Genomic DNA, 21585 nt, shown 5'->3' on the forward strand with positions numbered 1-21585 from the left:
CTCGTCGCAGCCGTCGCAGAAGGAGTCAGTCGTTCCGATGAATGACCTCACGGGGAAGGTGGCCCTGGTCACCGGGGGTTCCAAGGGTGTGGGCAAGGCGATCGCGCGGACCCTCGCGGCCCGCGGCGCCGATATCGTCCTCAACTACTTCCACTCGCACGACCAGGCCAAGCGCACCAGGGACGAACTGGTGGCGAGCGGCGCCCGGGTCGAGCTCGCCCGGGCCTCGGTGGCCCGGCAGGAGCAGGTGGACCGGATGTTCGCCGAGCTCGAGGAGCGCCACGGGCGGCTGGACATCCTGGTCAACAGCGCAGCCAACGGGGCCCTGCTGCCCCTGGCCGAGGTGACCGACGAGGACATCGCCAAGGCCATCGACACCAACTACAAGGGCGGACTGCGCTGCGCCCGCGCCGCGGCCCCGCTGATGGCGCGGGGCGGCGGCGGGTCGATCGTCACCGTCTCGGCGCTCGGCGGCTCGCAGATGGTGATGGCCAACTACGCGGCCTGCGCCCCCGCCAAGGCGGCCGCCGAGGCGGCCACCCGCTATCTCGCCGTGGAGTACGCCCCGCTGGGCATCCGGGTGAACACCGCCTCCGCCGCCATGCTGCAGAGCGAGGTCGCGGACAAGTTCCCCCGGGCCAGGGAGATGCAGGAGGTGATCGCCAGGGCGACCCCCTTCGGACGGCTGGGCACCCCGGAGGAGTTCGCCGACGTCGTCGCCTTCCTGGCGTCCGACGCCTCGCGGTGGATCACCGGCCAGGTGGTGCTCGCCGACGGGGGACTGACGCTGGGTGCCGCCCTCATGTCACCGCCCGCGGCGGCCCCCGTACGGGAGGAGACCACACCGCGGCCGGAGCCCGTACGGCTCCAGGCCGCCGCCACGACGGCCACCGTCGCCGAGACCGTGGAGGCCCCGGCCCCCGACCTGCCCACCGACGTCCCCGACGACGCCATCGCCGTCGTCGGCATGGGCCTGGCGGTCGCCGGGGCGAACAGCCCCGAGGAGTTCTGGAAGCTCCGTACGACCGGTGACGAGCTGTTCGTCAAGATTCCCCGGGACCGCTGGCGGCACGAGAACTTCCACGCCGCCGACACCGCCGCCGAGGACAAGGCGTACGCCGACCGCTGCGTGTTCATCACCGGCTTCCAGGCCGCCCCCGGCTCCGTCGACAGCATGGCCGGGGCCGAGGCCGAGGGCGACCACGAGCTGACCACCATGTGGCTGCGCCACAGCCTGGTCCAGGCCCTGGACGGAGTGCACCACCAGGACTCCGACCGCTGCTCCTTCGTCGTCGGCTACACCCCCGACGGCAGCCAGCACCTGGAAGAGGCCGGGGTGCTGGACAGCGTCACCCGGATGACCCACGACATCCTCGGGGACCTGCCGCTGGACGACGGCGAGCGCACCGCCCTCGGCGGCGACATCGAGGCGGCCCTGAACCGCCGTTACTGGCGCGCCGGTCAGGACCGCTCGCGCTTCCTGCCGCACCGCGTCGGAGAGCTGGCGATGCGCGGTCTGCTGCCGCCCTCCACCGAGCTGCACATGGTGGACACCGCCTGCTCCTCGTCGCTGTACGCGATCGACATCGCGGCCAAGGGCCTGCTGATGGGCAAGCAGGACATCGCCGTCTGCGGCGGCGCCTTCGCGCTCGCGCCGCGCGGCACCGTGCTCTTCTCCAAGCTCCAGGGGCTCTCCAAGCGCGGTGAGGTGCACGCGCTGGACGAGGACGCCGATGGCGTGATCTTCGCCGACGGCGCCGCGCTGGTCGTCCTCAAGCGGCTCAGCCGGGCGCGTGCCGACGGCGATGAGGTACTGGGGGTGCTCCGCGCCTTCGGCTCGTCGTCCGACGGCAAGGGCAAGGCCATCTACGCTCCCAACGCCGCCGGTCAGAGCCTCGCGGTGCGCCGCGCCCTGGAGGCGGGCGAGGTCGAGGGCGCCGCGGTGAGCTGGGTCAACGCCCACGCCACCGGCACCCCGGCCGGTGACCTCGCCGAGTTCACCACGCTGCGGGAGTACTACGGCACCGCCGGGCCCGCCGCGGTGACCTCCAACAAGTCCCTGATCGGCCACACCGGCTGGGCGGCGGGCGTGGTCTCGCTCATCGAGAACCTGCTGGGCCTGGCCGAGCACACCATCCCCGGTCAGTTCCGCTTCTCCAGGCCCCGCGAGGACTTCCGGCTCGCCGAGACCGGACTGGAGATCACTCCCGAGCACAAGGGCTGGCCGGAGCGGCCCGGTGGCCCACGGCTGGCCGCGGTGTCCGGCTTCGGCTTCGGCGGCACCAACGCCCATCTGATCGTCTCCGAGCACCGGGCACGCCCTGCCGCCGCGAACGCCACCGCCCATGCCACCGACCGGGCCCCCGCGACCGTCACCAAGGTCCCGGACACCGGCAGCCGGGTGGCGATCGTCGGCTGGTCGGCCCATCTGCCGGGGCTGGCGGGCCGCGAGGAGGTCACCCGCTGGCTGGGCGGCGGTCCGCGCCCCCGCGACAGCTTCGGCGACGAGTACCCGGCGCCGCCGTTCAGCAAGGTGCGACTGCCTCCCAAGACCATCCGCGCCCTGGACCGCTGCCAGCTGATGATCGTGGAGTGCGCCCATCAACTGCGCGACCAGATGCCGGACTTCTGGCAGGAGCGGGCGCTCAAGACCGGGGTGTTCGTCGGCCACATGGGCCCGACCCGCGCCGCGATGCTCTACGCCAACCGCTGCTATCTCGACGACATCGCCGAGGCGCTGGGCGAGCTGGACTCCGACGCCCTGCCCGGGGTCCTGGAGCGGCTGGGCGACCGTGTGCGCGGCATGATCCCGGCCTCCAATGAGGACTCCTTCCCCGGCCAGATGCCCAACATCATCTCGGCCCGGGTGGCGAACTACTTCGATCTCAACGGCCCCAACATGACGATGGACTCCGGCTTCGCCTCCGCCGTCTCCTCCATCACCTCCGCGGGCCGCTATCTGCGCACCGGCGAGCTGGACTTCGCGCTCGCGGGCGGGATCAACGGCAACAGCCTCCCGGAGTACCGGACGCTGATCGGCGGACTGCTGCCGCCGGAGGCCCGCGAACTCGCCGAGGGCGCCTTCCTGTTCGCCCTGACCACCGAGGAGCGGGCCCGCGCCGCCGGGCTCGAAGTGCTCGCGTACGTGGACGAACCGCTCGGCGCCGTCGAGGCGGGGCGCGGGGACGCGGTCGCGGACGAGATCCTGCTGTGCGGTGCGCCCGCGCCCGAACACGCCCGCTACCTGGGCGCGGCGGGGGGCCTCGCCGTCCTCAGGGCGCTGCACCGGCCCGCGGGGACGGTGGAGATCGCCACCGACGAGAGCGAGGGCGCCGCCGGGGCCCGGCTCCGGCTGACCATCCCGGGCGACGGCCCCGAGCCCCACGGCCGGGAGTCCGAGGCCCCGAGGTCCCAAGCCCCGGAGTCCCAGGACCGGGAGTCGCGGGGCCGGAAGTCCGAGGCCCGGGAGGCGGTTCCGGCCGCGCTGCCCGCCGCGTTCACCACCGACGGACGGCTGGCGGACGGCACCCCGCTGCGGGTGCGCCGCCAGGTGCCCGTCCTGACCGAGCTGCCCGCGCGCACCGTACGCGAGCGTGTCCCGTTCCTGCCCGCCGGGGCCGTGGTGCTCACCGATGCCCCCGAACCGCTCGCCGCCGCCGCGCCGCCGGACGCGGACCTCACCGTCCTGTCCACGGCGCCGCTCCCGGCCCCGCGCCCCGGCTGGCACCACCTGCCCGAGGTCACCGAGGAGTCGGTCCGCCGGGCCCTGGCGGGCGCGGGCCCCGGGGTCACCCACCTCAGGGTGGTGGGTGACCTCGGCCGGGCGGCCACAGAAGGCCCCGTGCCCCTGGACGGCCCCGTGCCCCTGGACGGCCCCGTGTCCACGGACCGCCCCGTGCCCGCCCTCACCGCCCTGCACGACGCGGCCTATCTGGCCCTCCAGCACCTCTACGACGATCTGGGTGACCCCGGCTCCTCGGCCGTGGCGCTGCTGCTGGGCGCCGCGCCCGGCGGCACTCCGCACCCGTACACCGGGCTCTTCACCGGGCTGTGGAAGACCGCGGCCCTGGAGCGCGACGCCTGCCTCGCCTTCGCGCTGTGCACCTCGGCCACCGACCTCACCGAGGCGATGGCCCGCGCCGAGGAGGAGAGCGCGGCCGAGCGGGTCTTCCCCGCGGTGTTCGACCTCGACGGCGTGCGGAAGGCGTATCTGCTCACCGACGAGCCGAACGACCCGGGCGCGGGGGCGCCCGCCGTCCTCGGCCCGGACTCGGTCGTGGTGGTCGCCGGGGGCGCCCGGGGCATCACCGCCGAGGTGGTCAAGGCGGTGGCCGAGCACTTCCGGCCCCGGATCTACGTCCTGGGCAGCAACTCCCTCGACGACCATCCGCCGGAGACGTACCAGGGCAGCGACGAGGAGTTCGCCGCCCGCCGCGCCGGATACATCAGGACGGAGCTCGCCCGCCGCGACGGCCGCACCGTGGCCGACATCAACCGCGCCTTCGACCGGATGGTCAACGCCCGCCGGGCGAAGCGGAACCTGGACGAGATGGCCGCCCACAGCGGCACGGGCCGGATCACCTACCTCGCCTGCGACATGCGCGACGGCGCGGCGGTGGACCGGGCGATCGGCCGGGTCCTGGACGGGCCGGGCCGGATCGACCTGCTGGTCAACGCCGCCGGGCTGCAGCGCTCCGGGCTGATCAAGGACAAGAGCTTCGCCGAGTTCACCTCCATCCGCGATCTGAAGCTGGACTCCTACCTCCACCTCAAGCGCGCCCTGCGCACCGCACCGCCCCGGCTGTGGTGCAACTTCGGCTCGCTGCTCGGCTACTTCGGGCAGCTGGGGGAGGCCGACTACGCCGCGGCCAACGACTACCTGGCCGCCGCCGCGACCCACACCGGCGCCACCGACCGGCGGACGGAGGAGTTCACCATCGGCTGGACGCTGTGGGAAGGCGTCGGCATGGGCGCCAACGAGCTCACCAAGGCGTACTACGAGCGCGCGGGCTCGTACAGCAACATGGCCATCGCCGAGGGCATCCACCACTTCGTCCAGGAGCTCCACGCCCCCGTGCGGCGCCCCTCCGTGGTCCACCTCGGCGACGCCGAACGCGCCACGGTGGAGCGCTTCTACCCCGGCTACCTGGACCAGCGGCCCGGGTTCTTCCTGCGCCGACTGGTGGCCTCCGATGAGCGGTCCGTGGTCTACGAGTGCCCCTTCGACCTGGACACCGACGGCTACCTGGAACACCACACCGTGCGCGGCGAGGCCACCCTGCCCGGCACCTTCGTCACCGAACTGGCCGCCGAGGCCGCCCGGGCCCTGGTCCCCGGCAAGCGGGTGATCGCCTTCGAGGATCTGCGGTTCGAGCACTTCCTGCGGGTCTACCGGGACATCCCGGCCGGTCCCCGGCGCATCCGCGCCGAACTGGTGGACAGCCCCGGGGAGGTGACCGTCGTCCAGGTGCGGATCACCGAGGACGTGGTCGCGCCCAGCGGAGTGGTCCTGGTCAAGGACCGGGTGCACTTCCTGGCCCGGGTGCTGCTCGACACCGAGGCGCCCACCGCGCCGCGCTGGGAGGAGTGGCCCGCGGGGGAGGAGACCCCGGTGCCCGACCCGTACCACCAGCCCGGCTCCCCGGTGCGGCTGACCGGCCCCTTCGTCTCCACCACCGACACCCGGATCCACCCCCGGGGCAAGCGCGCCCGCTACGTGCCCGACGTCCCGTCCGGCGACCCGGTGTGGTCCCGCTTCACCGTGCCGAGCATCCTGCTCGACGGGCTGGCCCGGGTGGGGGTGCTGGACCTGGTCGACGGGCAGCTGGTGCCGGTGGCCGCCCCGCTGTCGATCCGCCGGATCGACCTGTACGAGGAGATCAGCGACCACGACCTGGCCGCGTCCGGGGAGGACATCGACCTCTTCGTCACCCCGCCCGGCTTCGATCTGACGGCCGACACCATCAGCAACCGCTTTGTGGCGGTCCGGCCCGACGGCCGGATGCTGCTCCAGATGAAGGACATGCGGGCGACCCTCATCGGCCATGTCGACGCCGAGACCGGCGAGGCCGTTCCCCTGGAACAGCCACCGGCGGGGGAGGACCGGGAATGACCACACCCCAGCCGGACATGACCACACCTCAGCCGGACACCGCCGCGGCCCGGGAGGACGCCCCCGTCCAGCCGGTGGCCCGGATGGTGTGGCGGCTCACCGAGCTGCCCCGCCCCGCCGGGCCGCGCCCCCGGCTTGCCGGACTGCGGGTGCTGCTGATCGGCGGCGAGGAGGCCGTCGCCGCCGGGGTGGAGCGCGAGCTGAAGGAGCACGGCGCCCTGGTGCGCCGGGAGCCGGAGGGACCCGGCCCCGTGGACGCCATCGTCGACCTCACCGTGGGCCGGGCGTACCACCCGGACCGGGCCGACTCCGCCGGGTCCTGGCGGCGGGCGCTGACCGAGACCGTGACCGCGCTGCGCGGCAGCTACGACGACTGGGCGGCCGAGACCGCCGCGGACCGGCTGTGCTACCTCGCCGTCAGCTACCTCGGCGGCGGGATGGGCCAGCATCCGCGGGACGGACTGGAGCAGCCGCTCGGCGGCATCTGGGCGGGGCTCGCCAAGACCCTGCACCGGGAGTTCCCCAATGTGGCCGCCCGCGTCGTCGACATCGACCTGGCCGCCTCCGCCGAACTGCCCGGCATCGTCGCCGCCGAGCTCGGCCGCACCGGTGAGATCGAGGTCGGCTACCGCGACGGCCGCCGCTACACCCTCACCCCCGAGGACCGGCCCGTGGCCGCGCCGGCCCTCACCCTCGGCCCCGGGGACACCGTGCTGATCTCCGGCGGCGGCCGGGGCATCGGCTGGGAGCTGGCCCGTTCGCTGGCCGCACGGCACGGCGTACGGGTCGTGGTGACCGGCCGGGAGCCGTTCCCCAGCGGGGACGAGCCCTGGTACGGCGTGGACGAGGCCGGGTGGAAGCGTTACGAGAAGCAGGTCTGGGCGGGCCGCACCAAGGGCGAGTCGCCCGCCGTGGTCCGCGGCCGGCTGGCCCGTACCCGCAGGCTGTGGGAGCTCGCCACCCATGTGACCTCCGCCCACCGCGAGGGGTTGCGCATCGAGTACGCGCGCTGCGACTTCACCGACCGCGCCCAGGTGCGCGGGCTCGTCCGGCGCGAGGACGCGCTGGCGGGCGGGAGGCTCGCCGGGGTGGTGCACAACGCCGGGGTGGACACCTCCGCCCGGCTGCCGAAGAAGACCGACGAGGAGATCCTGCGCACCGTCGAGGTCAAGATCGAGGGCTTCCTCAACGTCTTCGAGGAGGTGCGGGACCGCGACCTGAAGTTCTTCTGCAGCGTCGGCTCCCTCACCGGACGGCTCGGCGGCATGGTCGGCCAGCTCGAATACGCGGCGGCCAACGACGGCCTCGCCCGGCTGGGCCAGTGGGCCGCCCGCCGGGCCGCGTTCCCCGTGATGACCCTCGCCTGGCCCACCTGGGACCGCATCGGGCTGATCGCCAACTTCGCCGCCACGCTGCGCTACATGGCCGCGATCGACGTGGCGGACGGCCTCGAGCGCTGGCGGGCCGAGCTGCTGGCGGGGTCGGAGGGCGAGGTCACCTTCGTCGGGCCGCTGGGCCAGGCCATCGACCCGGGACAGGCCATCGGCTATCCCGTGGTGCCCGCGCTGCCCGGCTTCGCCACCGCCTATCCGAAGGTCTTCCACCTCGGCGAGGTGACCTCCTACCAGCCGCACGCCCAGCTGACCGCGCGTATCGTCCTCGACCCCCAACACACCCCCGCGCTCGGTGACTTCCGTATCGACGGCGTTCCCGCGCTGCCGCCTTCGCTGCTGCTGGAGAACGCGCTGCGGGCCGCCGAGTGGATCGTCCCCGAGGACTTCCCCGCGCTGCGGGCCGGTGCGCTGGAGGAGATCGTGGTGCCGCTGGCGCTGCTGCGCCTCGACGGCCCCGCGATCCGGCTGGTCCGCGAGATCCGCGGCTTCCACGAGGGGCACGACTGGATCGTGGAGGTCCGCTACCGCCACGAGGGCCGCGGGGACGGCCCGGAGGCCAGCCTGCGCATCGTCCATGAGACCGGCGCGCCACGCCCGCCCGTACCGCCGCGCCCCGGCGTCCGGCAGACCACCACCCTCCGCTCCGGGCCGCCCTTCCTGCACTGGCGCGGCGCCGTGCTGCCGCTCTCCATGTGGACGGCCGGGCCGGAGGGGCGCCTGGTGGCCGAGGTCCCGCGCTGCCCGCCGACCGACCTGTGGGCGGCGCCGTACGTACCCGGGACGGCGCTTCCGGTCGCCGCGCTGGAGAACGTGGTGCGGCGGTGCACCACCCCGGGCGACGGCCTCTCGGTCACCGCCGACCCCCTGATCCTCGGCCGGATCGCACCGCACTCCGCCGAGCGCGGACCCACCCGTGTCGAGGGCGATCCCTCGCTCGGCGTCTGGCGGATCACCGACGCGGACTCCGGGGACCCCGTGGCGACCGTCTCGGGACTCCCCGGCCCACTGGGAAACACCACGGAAGAGAAAGGCAGTTCATGTCCACTCCCGAGCAGAACAAGGCCGTCCTCGAGCGCTACTACGAGGAGTGCCTGAACAAGGGCAATCTCGACGTCATCTACGAGGGCGCCACCGAGGACCACATCAGCCACGGCACCGCCGCCAACGGCAAGGAGGGCGTGGAGCACCTGAAGGAGTGGGTGCGGCTCCAGCGCGCCTCCTTCCCCGACCTCCACGTCACCGTGGAGGACTGGATCCTGGAGGGGAACAAGGTCGTCAGCCGTTTCACCGCGCGCGGCACCCACACCGGTGACGACTACGCGGGTCTCATCCCGGCGCAGGGCCGCAAGCTGGAGATCCCCGGCATCGTCATCGACGAGTTCAACGACGAGGGCAAGATCGTGGAGAGCTGGTTCTCCATGGACTCCTATGACCTCGCCACCCAGCTCGGGGCGTTCGACGCGCCCCCCGCGTGACCGGCCGTGAGCCGGCCCCGGGCTCCGGGGCCGGCATCCCGGTCCTCATCACCGGCTGCTCGTCCGGGATCGGCCGCGCCTGCGCGCTGCGGCTGCACCGGGCCGGGCACACGGTGTACGCCACCGCGCGGCGGCCCGAGACGCTGACGGAGCTCGCGGCGCTCGGCGTCCACACCATGGCGCTCGACGTCACCGACGAGGAGTCCATGGCCACCGCGGTCGCCAAGGTCGAGGCGGCGCACGGGGCGGTCGGAGCGCTGGTCAACAGCGCGGGCTACGCCATGTCGGGCTGTATCGAGGAGGCCGCCCTGGCCGAGGTGCGGGAGCAGTTCGAGACCAATGTGTACGGCCTGGTCCGGCTCAGCCAGCTGGTGCTGCCCGCGATGCGCGCCCACGGCGGCGGCACCATCGTCAACATCTCCTCCATCTTCGGCCGTTACGCCGTCCCCGGCTCGGGCTTCTACAACGCCACCAAGCACGCCGTGGAGGGCTTGAGCGACTCGCTGCGGAACGAGGTGGCCGACTTCGGGGTGCGGGTCGTCCTCGTCGAGCCGGGCCCGGTGCGCACCACCCGCTTCGGCGCCACCTACGTGGCCAATCTGCGGCCGGTGAGCCGGAGTTACGAGACCTTCCGCCGGGAGAGCGCCGAGTACTTCGAGGCGATCTACACCGGCAGCCGCCGGACCCTGGCGGGCACCTTCGCGATCCAGTCGGACGATGTGGCCCGCCGGGTGGCGAAGGTGGTGGCCAAGGGAGCCCGCGGCGCCCGGCCGCGCGCCCGCTACCCCGTCGGACTCCTCGCCCACAGCACGATCGCCCTGCGGCGCCTCACCTCCGACGTCCTCTTCGACCATCTCTTCGTGCGCCGCCTGTTTCCGGTGCCCCGCGGACCGCGGCCGCGAAAGCAAGGAGACCACCGATGACCACAGCGACCTCCGCACCGCACCTCGCACCCGGCCCCAAGGGCGCCCCGCTGCTGGGCAGTCTGGGCCCCTGGAAGCGGAACACCGCCGAATTCCTGCTCGGTCTGCAGCGTGACCACGGCGAGATCGTCCGGATGCGGCTCGGCCCGTTCCTGGTGCACCAGGTGACCGAGCCCGAGGCGGTGCGCCGGGTGCTGGTGGAGAACAACGGCAACTACGTCCGCGGCCCGCTCTACGAGCAGTTCGGCGTCGTCATGGGCAAGGGGCTGCTCACCACCGACGGCGAGTTCTGGCGGGCCCACCGGCGGGCGGTGCAGCCGGTCTTCCTCAAGAACGCCATCACCGACATCATCCCCAACATCATCCGGGCCACCGAGGAGATGCTGGAGACCTGGGAGCGCAAGGCCGCCGCCGGTGAGCCGGTCGACCTGATGACCGACATGCTGCGGCTGACCCTGGTCACCCTCTCCCGCTCGCTGTTCGCCTATGACATCAAGCCGGACTCGGCGCTGCTGAAGACGATCGTGGACGATGTGGTGGAGGTGATGTTCCGTCGCGGCACCGCCACCGAGATGCTGCCCTCCTGGGTGCCGACGGACCGTCAGCGCAAGATCCTCAGGATCCACCGGGTCTTCGACCGCATCGTGGCCGATGTGCGGCGGAGTTACGCCGAGACCGGGGAGGGGCCGTTGATCGGGCTGATGGAGCGGGCCACCGACCCGGCCACCGGTGAGCCCTGGACCGACCAGCAGATCAAGGACGAGCTGCTGACGGTCTATCTGGCCGGTCACGAGACCACCGCGGTCTCGCTGTGCTGGACGCTGCTGTCGATCGCCGCCCACCCCGGGGTCCAGGAGGAGCTGGACGCCGAGATCGCCACGGTGCTCGGCGGTGGGGCGCCGGACGCGCGGAGCGCCGAGGGGCTTACGTACACCAAGATGGTCGTCGACGAGAGCCTGCGGATGCACCCGCCCATCTGGATCTTCCCCCGGGCGGCGGTCGAGGCGGACGCCCTCGGCGGCTATGACATCGAGCCGGGCTCCTCCGTCCTGCTGTCCCCGCTGGTCTCCCACCACAACCCGCGCCACTGGGACAACCCGCTGGCCTTCGACCCGTACCGGTTCACCCCGCAGGCCATCAGGGAACGGCCGCGGATGGCGTACCTCCCGTTCGGCTCGGGGCCCCGGCAGTGCGTCGGCAACTTCATGGCGCTGCTGGAGCTGCGCATCATCGTGGCCATGGTGAACCAGCGCTTCCGGATCAGCCGGATCCCGGGGACCGAACTGCGGTACGGCTCACCGGTGATCTCGCTGCGGCCGCTCAAGGACGTGATGGTGACGGTGACTCCGCGCGAGCGGTCCACCGGCGCGCCCCGCCCGTCCCGCCGGACCGCCCCCGCCGCCTGCCCCCACCATCCGTAGCCCGCGGGGCGGAAGCGGAATGGGAGTTCCGCCCCGGAACGGCGCCATCGCCTTTCCCGATTTCGTCCCCGGCGCCCGGTCGGGGAAACCCGGCACACCGCCGGAAGCAGCGGTTCGTGGTGGTGGATCATTATCCACGGGACGCGGGCCCATTTGAGGGAATTCGCGTCCGGCGACGGTGCGGACGAGAATGCGGAAGATGTGCGGCGGGACGCGAAGGGCGAGGCCCGGGCCGACCGCGCGGCAGCGCTCCGGCACCGGGGCGGCGCCCTGCGGCGAGCCGTGGAATCCGTCCCCGGGCCGGATCGGAGAATCCACCGCGCCGACCGGTCGGTTTTCTTGACGCTCCTGGTGGAAGGGGTGGGACGGCCCCTTTCCCCAGGAGCGCCGGGGCATGCGAGAACGTCATTTCACGATCGCTACGGCCGTTTACTCCCAGGTCGCGCCGAGTGCGGCCGTCCACCGCCCCCCGTCCGCTCCCGGGACCACTCGCGCACAATGTCCCCGAATGAATGTCCGACGCACGTACGGACGCTCCCCTACGCCTGCGGGTGACCCGGATGGTGGTCGCTGAGCCATCTGGCGGGGCATCCCCGCGGATCTGTGGCAGGGTCAGGGGGCTAGCAGTTGAACCAGAGGCACTGTCACCGCCGCTGTTCACTAAACGGAGGCGCTGTATCGTGTGCGTGTACGCCGGGTTGTCGAGCGGCGCAGCATCAGGGAGGGGGACGCGTGTCGCCAGGGGAAGCGCACGTCGCACCGTACTCACGGCGCGAGCGGCTGCGCATCGCGACCATCCGTGAAATCAAGGACGTCGCCCGGACGCTCCTGGTTCAGGAGGGCCCGGAGAATGTGACCATCCGGGCCATCGCCCGCGAGATGGGCATGACCGCACCGGCCGTCTACCGCTACTTCAGTAGCCGGGATGCGCTGATCCTTCAGCTGCGCGTGGACATTTTCGAGGAGATGGCCCGCTTTATGCGGGGCGTCCTCGGACAGCACCCCGAGGAGGAGCCGGGCCGCCGGTGGATCAGCGGCGCCCGTGCGCTGCGGGTCTGGGCGATCAAGCACCCCCATGAGTTCGGGCTCATCCTCGGCCCGTGGGCCCCGGGGCTCGGCCGCGAGGAGACCAAGCCCGAGCGCCATATGAGCTGGGTCTTCGGCTCCGTCTTCTCGGATCTGGTCGCCGATCTGTGGCGGGTGCGGGGCTTCCCGGCCCCCGAGGTCGAGGAGCTTGACCCCGGCCTCGCGCGGACCCTCACCGCGCTCAGCGAGGACCAGGACGTGGACATGCCCCCCGGAGCCATCGCGGTCATGCTCCGCTGCTGGGTGCGGCTGTACGGGGTGATCTCCATGGAGGCGCTTGGCCATATGTCCTTCGCGCTCTCCGAGGGCCAGCACTTCTTCGAGTTCGAGCTCCGCGACCTGTGCCGGGTGCTGGACATCTCGGAGTTCTACGAAGAGGTCGTCTGACGCCATCCGAAGGCCCCCGGCCACCGGCCCGGGGGCGTTCGCCGGTCCACGCCCCGCGCCCCGTCGAAGGTCACATCGGGATATCGCTCCGTACATGTACACCGACAGGCGTAAGCTGAGGCAATGCCCGTCCGGATCATGCCGGAGCCGGGCCCTTGTCGCCTGTTCGGGGGCTAGGGGCCGGGGCCCGTTGACAAGACGGAGCGGCGTGTCCGGATCGTGCGGACCCTGGTAACCGGTGTAGAACGGGGGATGTGACGGCATTGGCTACACGGCCCATCTCCAGCGCTCCCGAGGGGCCCGGTCGCCGGGACCCACGTGGCGTCCTGGGTCTCGCCCGTACGCCTGGCTGTCCACGGTGACCGTCGAGGACGAGCGCAGCGGGTCCCATACCACGTCGAGCAGCCGGAGCGGCGGGCAGGAAGCCGCTCGCACCGTGCTCGACAAGGCCGCCCACGAGAACTTCCCCGTGGCTCCCTTCTTCCTCCCCCGCGCCTGGCGCACCGATCTGATGGCCATCTACGGCTACGCCCGGCTGGTCGACGACATCGGCGACGGCGATCTGGCCCCCGGAGGCGCCGACGCCGAACTGCTCGGTCTCGACCGCGACCGGGCGGACGACGCGCTCGCGATGCTGGACGCGTTCGAGGCCGACCTCCACCGGGTCTTCCGGCCCGGAGCGGAGCCGCGCCATCCGCTGCTGCGGGCCCTGCGCCCCACCGTCCACCGCCATGGGCTTGACCAAGGGCCCTTCCTGGGGCTGATCGAGGCCAACCGCCAGGACCAGCGGATCCGGCGGTACGCCACCTACCAGGAACTCCTCGAATACTGCGAGCTGTCCGCCAACCCGGTCGGCCGGCTCGTCCTCGGCATCACCGGCACCGCGAGCCCCGAGCGGATCCGCCACTCGGACGCCATCTGCACCGCCCTGCAGATCGTCGAGCACCTTCAGGACGTGGCCGAGGACCTCCGCAGGGACCGCGTCTACCTGCCCGCCGAGGACATGGAACGCTTCGGCGTGACCGAGGCCGACCTCGCCGCCCCCAGGAGCGGCGTGCGGTTGCGCGCGCTGGTCGCGAAGGAGGCGGAACGCGCCGCTGCCCTGCTGAATGAAGGCACCCCCCTGGTGGGTAGCGTCCACGGCAGGCTCAAGGTGCTGCTCGCCGGATTCGTGGCCGGGGGGCGGGCCGCCTTGCGGGCGGTCGCGGCCGCGGGACATGACGTACTCCCTGGACCGCCCAGGCCCACCAAGCTCAGCCTGCTGCGCGAGGTGGGGGCGACACTGCGAAGAGAGGGGTGAGCCGGACCGTGAAGGGATCTCCGCACGCGTCCGCACCAGTGCTCGCGGCGTACCGCTACTGCGAGGCCGTGACCGGCCACCAGGCCCGCAACTTCGCCTACGGCATCAGGCTGCTGCCGACGGAGAAGCGCCATGCGATGTCGGCCCTGTACGCCTTCTCCCGCCGGATCGACGACATCGGCGACGGCCCCCTGGACCCGGAGGCCAAGCGCACCCGGCTGGCGGACACCCGCGCCCTGCTGGACCGGATGCGGGGCGGCGGCATCGAGGAGGACGACACCGACCCGGTCGCCGTCGCCCTCGCCCATGCCGCACAGCGCTTCCCGATCCCGCTGGACGCGCTGGACGAGCTGATCGACGGCGTGCTGATGGACGTGGCCGGGCAGACCTACGAGACCTGGGACGACCTGAAGGTCTACTGCCGCTGCGTGGCGGGCGCCATCGGCCGGCTCTCGCTCGGCGTCTTCGGGACCGCCCCCGGCACCGGCCACAGCGAGGACGAGCTGGAACACGCCCCGGCCTACGCCGACACCCTCGGGCTCGCCCTGCAGCTGACCAACATCCTGCGCGACGTCCGTGAGGACGCCGCCACCGGGCGCACCTATCTGCCCGCCGACGACCTGGCCAAATTCGGCTGCACCGCCGCGTTCCGCAGCTCCACCCCTCCGCCGGACGCCGACTTCACCGGGCTGGTCCACTTCGAGGTGCGCCGGGCCAGGGCCCTGTTCGCCGAGGGCTTCCGGCTGCTGCCGCTGCTGGACCGGCGCAGCGGCGCGTGCGTGTCCGCCATGGCGGGCATCTACCGCAGACTGCTGGACCGGATCGCCAGGGATCCCGCGGCCGTCCTGCGCGGCCGCGTCTCGCTGCCCGGCCACGAGAAGGCGTATGTGGCGCTGCGGGGTCTCGCCGGTCTCGACGCCCGCGCCGTCGAGCGCCGCGGCACCGGGAGGCCGGTGTGACCCACTCGACCCTGGACCCGGCCCCGGCCGCCGAGCCACGCCCCGCCGGGCGCAGCGCCCTGGTGATCGGCGGCGGGCTCGCCGGTACGACGGCCGCGCTCGCGCTGGCCGACGCCGGGCTGCGGGTCACCCTGGTCGAGGGCCGCCCCCGCCTCGGCGGCCTCGCCTTCTCCTTCCACCGCTCCTCCCCGGCGGGCGTGCTCAGCGTCGACAACGGCCAGCATGTGTATCTGCGCTGCTGCACCGCCTACCAGTGGTTCCTCGAGCGGGTCGGCGCGGCCCGACTCGCCCCGCTCCAGGGCCGGTTGGACGTCCCCGTCCTCGACGCCCGGGGGCGCGACGGGCGGCGGCTCGGACGGCTGCGCCGCACCGCCCTGCCGGTGCCGCTCCATCTGTCCGCGAGCCTGGCCACCTACCCCCATCTCTCCCTCGCCGAGCGCGCCCAGGTGGGCCGCGCCGCGCTCGCCCTGGGGCGTCTTGACCCCGAGGACCCGGCGCTTGACGGGGTGGACTTCGCCGGCTGGCTGCGCCGCCACGGCCAGTCGCCGCGCGCCGTCGAGGCGCTGTGGGACCTGGTCGGCGTGGCCACCCTCAACGCCACCGCCGCCGACGCCTCGCTCGGCCTGGCCGCGATGGTCTTCAAGACCGGGCTGCTCTCCCGGCCCGGCGCCGCCGACATCGGCTGGGCCCGCGCCCCGCTCGGCGAGCTGCACCACACCCACGCCCAGCGCGCCCTGGACGCGGCGGGTGTGCGGACCGATCTGCGTACCCGGGTGACCGCCGTCCTCCGTACCCCCGGGGGCCGTTGGAGCATGGCCACCGCCGGGCGGCCGGGGGAGGAGCCCCGGGCCGAGGCGGACGTACTCGTGCTCGCCGTACCGCAGCGCGAGGCGCACGCCCTGCTGCCCGACGGCGCCCTGGAGGACCCCGGCCGGCTGCTGCGCATGTCCACCGCGCCCATCCTCAACCTGCATGTGATCTACGACCGCACGGTGCTGCGCCGCCCCTTCTTCGCCGCGATCGGCTCCCCCGTCCAGTGGGTCTTCGACCGTACGGACGCCTCGGGGCTCAGGGACGCGCCCGGGGCCGGGGACAGCCAGTACCTGGCGGTGTCCCAGTCCGCCGCGTACGACGACATCGACCGCCCGGTGGCCGAGCTGCGCGCCCGCTATCTGCCCGAGCTGGAGCGGCTGCTCCCGGTCGCCCGCGGGGCGCGGGTGCGCGACTTCTTCGTCACCCGGGAGCGCACCGCCACCTTCGCCCCCGTCCCCGGCGTCGGGCTCCTTCGGCCGTCCGCGCCGACCGACGCGCCCGGCCTCTACCTGGCCGGTGCGTGGACCGCCACCGGCTGGCCCGCGACCATGGAGGGCGCCGTGCGCAGCGGCCTTTCCGCCGCCCGCGCGGCCCTCACCGGCCTCGGCCGCCCGCATGTGAACCCTCTCCCCGCCGCGGGCGGGGGGACGCCCAAGGAGGCGGCATGAGCACCACCACCAAAAACAGAGGAGAGACCGTGACCCCGGCGACCCCAGGTGTCGACACGGCAGGCGTCATGGCGCTGCTGGAGCGCGGCCGTACGCTCGCCACGCCGGTGCTGCGCGCCGCCGTGGACCGGCTGGCCCCGCCCATGAACACCGTCGCCGCGTACCACTTCGGCTGGATCGACGCCGAGGGCAACCCGGCCGAGGGCGACGGCGGCAAGGCCGTCCGCCCCGCGCTCGCCCTGCTGTCCGCCGAGGCGGCGGGCGCCGCCCCGGAGGCCGGGGTGCCCGGCGCGGTCGCGGTCGAGCTGGTGCACAACTTCTCGCTGCTCCACGACGACCTCATGGACGGGGACGAGCAGCGCCGCCACCGCGACACCGTCTGGAAGGTGCACGGCCCGGCCCAGGCCATCCTGGTCGGTGACGCCCTGTTCGCGCTGGCCAACGAGATACTGCTGGAGATCGGCACCGTCGAGGCCGGACGGGCCACCCGGCGGCTCACCGCCGCCACCCGGAAGCTGATCGACGGTCAGGCCCAGGACATCTCCTACGAGCACCGCGAGCGGGTCACCGTCGAGGAGTGCCTGGAGATGGAGGGCAACAAGACCGGCGCCCTGCTCGCCTGCGCCGCCTCCATCGGCGCCGTGCTCGGCGGCGCCGACGACCGCACCGCCGACACCCTGGAGCGCTACGGCCACCACCTGGGCCTCGCCTTCCAGGCCGTCGACGACCTGCTCGGCATCTGGGGCGACCCGGAGGCGACCGGCAAGCGGACCTGGAGCGATCTGCGCCAGCGCAAGAAGTCCCTCCCCGTGGTCGCCGCGCTCGACGCCGGCGGCCCCGACTCCGAGCGGCTGGCTCAGATCCTCGCGGCGGACGCGCACAAGCCGGAGGAGGAGTTCGCCGACTTCTCGGAGGAGGAGTTCGCCGTCCGCGCCGCGTTGATCGAGCAGGCGGGTGGCCGGGACTGGACCTCCCAGGAGGCCCGCAGACAGCATGCGACCGCCATGGCGGCGCTGGACTCGGTGGACATGCCCGCCGAGATCCGGGCCCGGTTCGTGGCGCTCGCCGACTTCGTCGTCGTACGAGAGAGATGATCGCCATGGACCGCTAGTTCGCGTTCGCAGTCGCCGGCCGGCACCCAGCCGGGGTGCCGGCCGACGGAAGCCCCAAAGACGGCAGCTGAGCACACTGCAGAGGGGAAGCCATGACAGCGACACCGACCGTCCAACCCTCCGAGTCATCCGAGCCCAAGACCCTGACCGTCGCCCGTGAGGCGACGGCCCGCGCGGTGGACCACCTGCTGTCCCAACAGGACGAGCGTGGCTGGTGGAAGGGCGACCTGGAGACCAACGTCACCATGGACGCCGAGGACCTGATGCTCCGTCAGTTCCTCGGCGTCCAGGACCCCGACACCCTCGACGCCGCGGCCCGCTACCTCCGTTCCCAGCAGGCCACCGACGGCACCTGGGCCACCTTCCACGGCGGTCCGCCCGAGCTCTCCACCACCATCGAGGCGTACGTCGCGCTGCGGCTGGCCGGCGACGAGCCCGACGCGCCCCATATGGCCGCCGCCTCCGCCTGGGTGCGCTCCCGCGGCGGGATCGCCAGCAGTCGGGTGTTCACCCGGATCTGGCTGGCCCTGTTCGGCTGGTGGCGCTGGGAGGACCTGCCCGAACTGCCACCGGAGATCATCTACTTCCCGAAGTGGCTTCCGCTCAACATCTACGACTTCGGCTGCTGGGCCCGGCAGACCATCGTGCCCCTCACCGTCGTCTCGGCCAAACGCCCCGTGCGCCCGGCCCCCTTCCCCCTCGGCGAGCTCCACACCGACCCCCGCAGACCCCATCCGCCGCGCCCGCTCGCCCCCGTTGCCTCCTGGGACGGCGCCTTCCAACGGTTGGACCGGGCGCTGCACGCCTACCACAAGGTCGCCTTCCGCCCGCTGCGCCGGGCCGCGCTGCGCTCCTGCGCCCGCTGGATCGTGGAGCGGCAGGAGAACGACGGCTGCTGGGGCGGCATCCAGCCACCCGCCGTCTACTCCGTCATCGCCCTCCATCTGCTCGGCTACGACCTCGACCACCCCGTGATGCGCGCCGGTCTGGAGTCGCTGGACCGGTTCGCGGTGTGGCGCGAGGACGGCAGCCGGATGATCGAAGCCTGTCAGTCCCCGGTCTGGGACACCTGTCTGGCCGCCATCGCGCTCGCCGACGCCGGTCTCGCCCCGGACCACCCGGCGCTGGTCAAGGCCGCCGACTGGATGCTGACCGAGCAGATCGACCGGCCGGGCGACTGGTCGGTCCGGCGGCCCGGGCTGCCCTCCGGCGGCTGGGCGTTCGAATTCCACAACGACAATTACCCCGACATCGACGACACCGCCGAGGTCATCCTGGCGCTGCGCCGGGTCGACCACCCCGAGCCCGAGCGGATCGAGGCGGCCGTGCGGCGCGCCATGCGCTGGACGCTGGGCATGCAGTCGAAGAACGGGGCGTGGGGCGCGTTCGACGTCGACAACACCAGCCCGCTCCCCAACAAGCTGCCGTTCTGCGACTTCGGCGAGGTGATCGACCCGCCGTCGGCCGATGTCACCGCGCATGTGGTGGAGATGCTGGCGCACGAGGGGCGGACGTACGACGCCCGCACCCGGCGCGGCATCTCCTGGCTGCTGGCCGAGCAGGAGCCGAGCGGCGCCTGGTTCGGCCGCTGGGGCACCAACTACGTCTACGGCACCGGCTCGGTCGTCCCCGCGCTGATCGCCGCGGGCGTCCCCGCCTCCCATCCGGCGGTCCGCCGGGCCGTCCGCTGGCTGGAGAGCGTTCAGAACGAGGACGGCGGCTGGGGCGAGGACCAGCGCTCCTACCTCGACGCCGAGTGGATGGGCCGGGGCGCCTCCACCGCCTCGCAGACGGCGTGGGCGCTGCTCGCGCTGCTGGCGGCGGGGGAGCGGGACGGCGAGGCCGTCGAGCGGGCGGTCACCTGGCTCGCCGGGACCCAGCGGCCGGACGGCTCCTGGGACGAGCCGTACTTCACCGGCACCGGATTCCCCTGGGACTTCTCCATCAACTACCACCTCTACCGGCAGGTCTTCCCGGTGACGGCACTGGGCCGGTACATCCACGGCGAGCCCACCGGGGCGCGACCGCGGAGCGGTTGATGTCCGCCGATCCGGCCGCGGCGGCCGGAGGTGAGTCGCTGCTGATCGCCTGTGCGCTCGGCATCGAGCGGTTCGCCCTGCGCGGCGCCGGTCTCGGTGCCGCCGCCGGGGCCGTGACCGTGCTGCGCACGGGCATGGGGCCGCAGTCGGCCGAGCGCGCGGTGACCCGGGCGCTGACGGCGCGGTCGTCCGGTGGGCCCGGGGAGCCCGGGGGGCGGCGCACCGCCGTCATCGCCACCGGCTTCTGCGCCGGTCTCGCCCCCGGGATGCATCCGGGGGACATCGTTGTCGCCGACGAGACCCGCGACCGGGCGGGCCGCACTATGTGCACCGGCACCCGGATCCTCGCCGACGCCCTGTCACACCCCCTCCCCGGCGGTCCCCGCCGGGCGGTCCACACCGGCCCGGTCGTGGGCTCGGACCATGTGGTGCGCGGCGCGGAGCGGGCCGCGCTGCACAGCACCGGTGCCATCGCGGTGGACATGGAGTCCGCCGCGACCCTGCGCACCGCCGTGGGCCACGGCGTCCGTCCGGTTGCGGCCGTCCGGGTGGTCGTGGACGCTCCTGAACATGAACTCGTCCGCATCGGCACACTACGCGGTGGAATATCGGCTTTCCGGGTTCTTCGGACCGTTCTTCCTGCTTTCTTTCACTGGCACCATTCTTCGCTGCTCCCAGGAGGTGAGCTAGATGGCCATGCCTCTCCGCCAGACCATCCGGGTCGCGACGTATCTCTTTGAACAGAAGATGATCAAGCGGCGGGACAAGTTCCCGCTGATCGTCGAGCTCGAGCCGCTGTTCGCGTGCAACCTCAAGTGCGAGGGCTGCGGGAAGATCCAGCATCCGGCCGGAGTGCTCAAGCAGCGCATGCCGGTCGCCCAGGCCGTGGGCGCGGTGCTGGAGTCGGGCGCGCCGATGGTGTCCATCGCGGGCGGCGAACCCCTGATGCACCCGCAGATCGACGAGATCGTACGGCAGCTGGTGGCGCGGAAGAAGTACGTCTTCCTCTGCACCAACGCGATGCTGTTGCGGAAGAAGATGCACCTGTTCACGCCCTCTCCGTACTTCGCCTTCGCGGTGCACATCGACGGGCTGCGGGAGCGGCACGATGAATCGGTGGCGAAGGAGGGGGTGTTCGACGAGGCGGTGGAGGCCATCAAGGAGGCCAAGCGGCGCGGCTTCCGGGTCACCACCAATTCCACGTTCTTCAATACCGACACCCCGCAGACCGTCATTGACGTGCTCGACTTCCTCAATGACGAACTCAAGGTGGACGAGATGATGATCTCGCCCGCCTACGCGTACGAGAAGGCGCCCGACCAGGAGCACTTCCTGGGCGTCCAGCAGACCCGGGAGCTGTTCCGCAAGGCGTTCGCCGGGGGCAACCGGCGCCGCTGGCGGCTCAACCACAGCCCGCTCTTCCTCGACTTCCTCGAGGGCAAGACGGACTTCCCGTGCACCGCGTGGGGAATTCCCAACTACTCCCTCTTCGGCTGGCAGCGCCCCTGCTATCTGATGAGCGACGGCTATGTCCCGACCTACCGCCAGCTGGTGGAGGAGACCGACTGGGACGCTTACGGCCGCGGCAAGGACCCGCGCTGCGACAACTGCATGGCCCACTGCGGCTATGAGCCCACCGCGGTCCTGGCGACCATGGGCTCCCTCAAGGAGTCGCTGCGCGCCGCGCGCGAGACCGCGGCCGGAGGCAGGTGACGTGATGAGCGCAGCGGAACCTGTCGCACTCGGCCTGCCCGCCGTGCCGGGCAGGCCCCTCGCGCGGCGCCGGGTCAGCCGGAAGATCCAGGTCGGGTCGGTGGCCGTGGGTGGTGATGCGCCGATCTCGGTGCAGTCGATGACGACGGCGGTGACGGCGGACATCGGTGCGACGTTGCAGCA

General features: G+C 72.7%; 14 protein-coding genes. All 14 read left to right on the forward strand.

Annotation, left to right across the window (positions count from 1 at the left end; translation table 11 throughout):
• Positions 1-37: 37 nt before the first annotated feature.
• A complete protein-coding gene (locus VT50_RS21585; protein WP_046086072.1) occupies positions 38-6112 on the forward strand; it encodes an SDR family oxidoreductase in 6075 nt (2024 codons plus the stop codon).
• Positions 6109-8601, forward strand: coding sequence for an SDR family NAD(P)-dependent oxidoreductase (locus tag VT50_RS21590; RefSeq protein ID WP_053048551.1), 2493 nt, complete (start codon positions 6109-6111; stop codon positions 8599-8601). The genes VT50_RS21585 and VT50_RS21590 overlap by 4 nt, the downstream gene beginning before the upstream one ends.
• Positions 8544-8981 (forward strand): ester cyclase, encoded by a 438-nt coding sequence (locus VT50_RS21595; RefSeq protein WP_046086071.1) that lies wholly within the window; start codon positions 8544-8546, stop codon positions 8979-8981. The genes VT50_RS21590 and VT50_RS21595 overlap by 58 nt, the downstream gene beginning before the upstream one ends.
• The gene (locus VT50_RS21600; protein ID WP_046086070.1) at positions 8978-9904 is read left to right on the forward strand and encodes an SDR family NAD(P)-dependent oxidoreductase; all 927 of its coding nucleotides are present in this window, start codon (positions 8978-8980) and stop codon (positions 9902-9904) included. The genes VT50_RS21595 and VT50_RS21600 overlap by 4 nt, the downstream gene beginning before the upstream one ends.
• Entirely contained in the window at positions 9901-11325 is a 1425-nt protein-coding gene (locus tag VT50_RS21605) for a cytochrome P450 (RefSeq protein WP_053048550.1), read from the forward strand. The genes VT50_RS21600 and VT50_RS21605 overlap by 4 nt, the downstream gene beginning before the upstream one ends.
• A gap of 732 nt (positions 11326-12057) precedes the next feature.
• Entirely contained in the window at positions 12058-12798 is a 741-nt protein-coding gene (locus VT50_RS21610; protein ID WP_044568732.1) for a TetR/AcrR family transcriptional regulator, read from the forward strand.
• 436 nt (positions 12799-13234) lie between these two features.
• The gene (gene hpnC / locus VT50_RS21615; protein WP_046086069.1) at positions 13235-14098 is read left to right on the forward strand and encodes a squalene synthase HpnC; all 864 of its coding nucleotides are present in this window, start codon (positions 13235-13237) and stop codon (positions 14096-14098) included.
• Entirely contained in the window at positions 14095-15057 is a 963-nt protein-coding gene (hpnD, locus tag VT50_RS21620) for a presqualene diphosphate synthase HpnD (protein WP_206269453.1), read from the forward strand. Before hpnC ends, hpnD begins: the two co-directional genes overlap by 4 nt.
• The gene (gene hpnE, locus VT50_RS21625; protein ID WP_078840699.1) at positions 15054-16538 is read left to right on the forward strand and encodes a hydroxysqualene dehydroxylase HpnE; all 1485 of its coding nucleotides are present in this window, start codon (positions 15054-15056) and stop codon (positions 16536-16538) included. Before hpnD ends, hpnE begins: the two co-directional genes overlap by 4 nt.
• Positions 16535-17632 carry a polyprenyl synthetase family protein gene (locus tag VT50_RS21630; protein ID WP_046086068.1) on the forward strand — a complete coding sequence of 366 codons (1098 nt, stop codon included), beginning with the start codon at positions 16535-16537 and terminating at the stop codon, positions 17630-17632. Before hpnE ends, VT50_RS21630 begins: the two co-directional genes overlap by 4 nt.
• Positions 17633-17742: 110 nt before the next feature.
• Positions 17743-19689 (forward strand): squalene--hopene cyclase, encoded by a 1947-nt coding sequence (shc, locus tag VT50_RS21635; RefSeq protein WP_046086067.1) that lies wholly within the window; start codon positions 17743-17745, stop codon positions 19687-19689.
• Positions 19689-20429, forward strand: coding sequence for a phosphorylase family protein (locus VT50_RS21640; protein WP_046086066.1), 741 nt, complete (start codon positions 19689-19691; stop codon positions 20427-20429). Before shc ends, VT50_RS21640 begins: the two co-directional genes overlap by 1 nt.
• A complete protein-coding gene (gene hpnH / locus VT50_RS21645) occupies positions 20380-21402 on the forward strand; it encodes an adenosyl-hopene transferase HpnH (RefSeq protein WP_046086065.1) in 1023 nt (340 codons plus the stop codon). The genes VT50_RS21640 and hpnH overlap by 50 nt, the downstream gene beginning before the upstream one ends.
• A gap of 4 nt (positions 21403-21406) precedes the next feature.
• Positions 21407-21585, forward strand: a 179-nt coding sequence (locus VT50_RS38550; protein ID WP_476714337.1) for a flavodoxin-dependent (E)-4-hydroxy-3-methylbut-2-enyl-diphosphate synthase, incomplete at its 3' end; no start/stop codon positions are given.

It is taken from the genome of Streptomyces antioxidans (assembly GCF_000968685.2).
Lineage (GTDB): Bacteria > Actinomycetota > Actinomycetes > Streptomycetales > Streptomycetaceae > Streptomyces > Streptomyces antioxidans.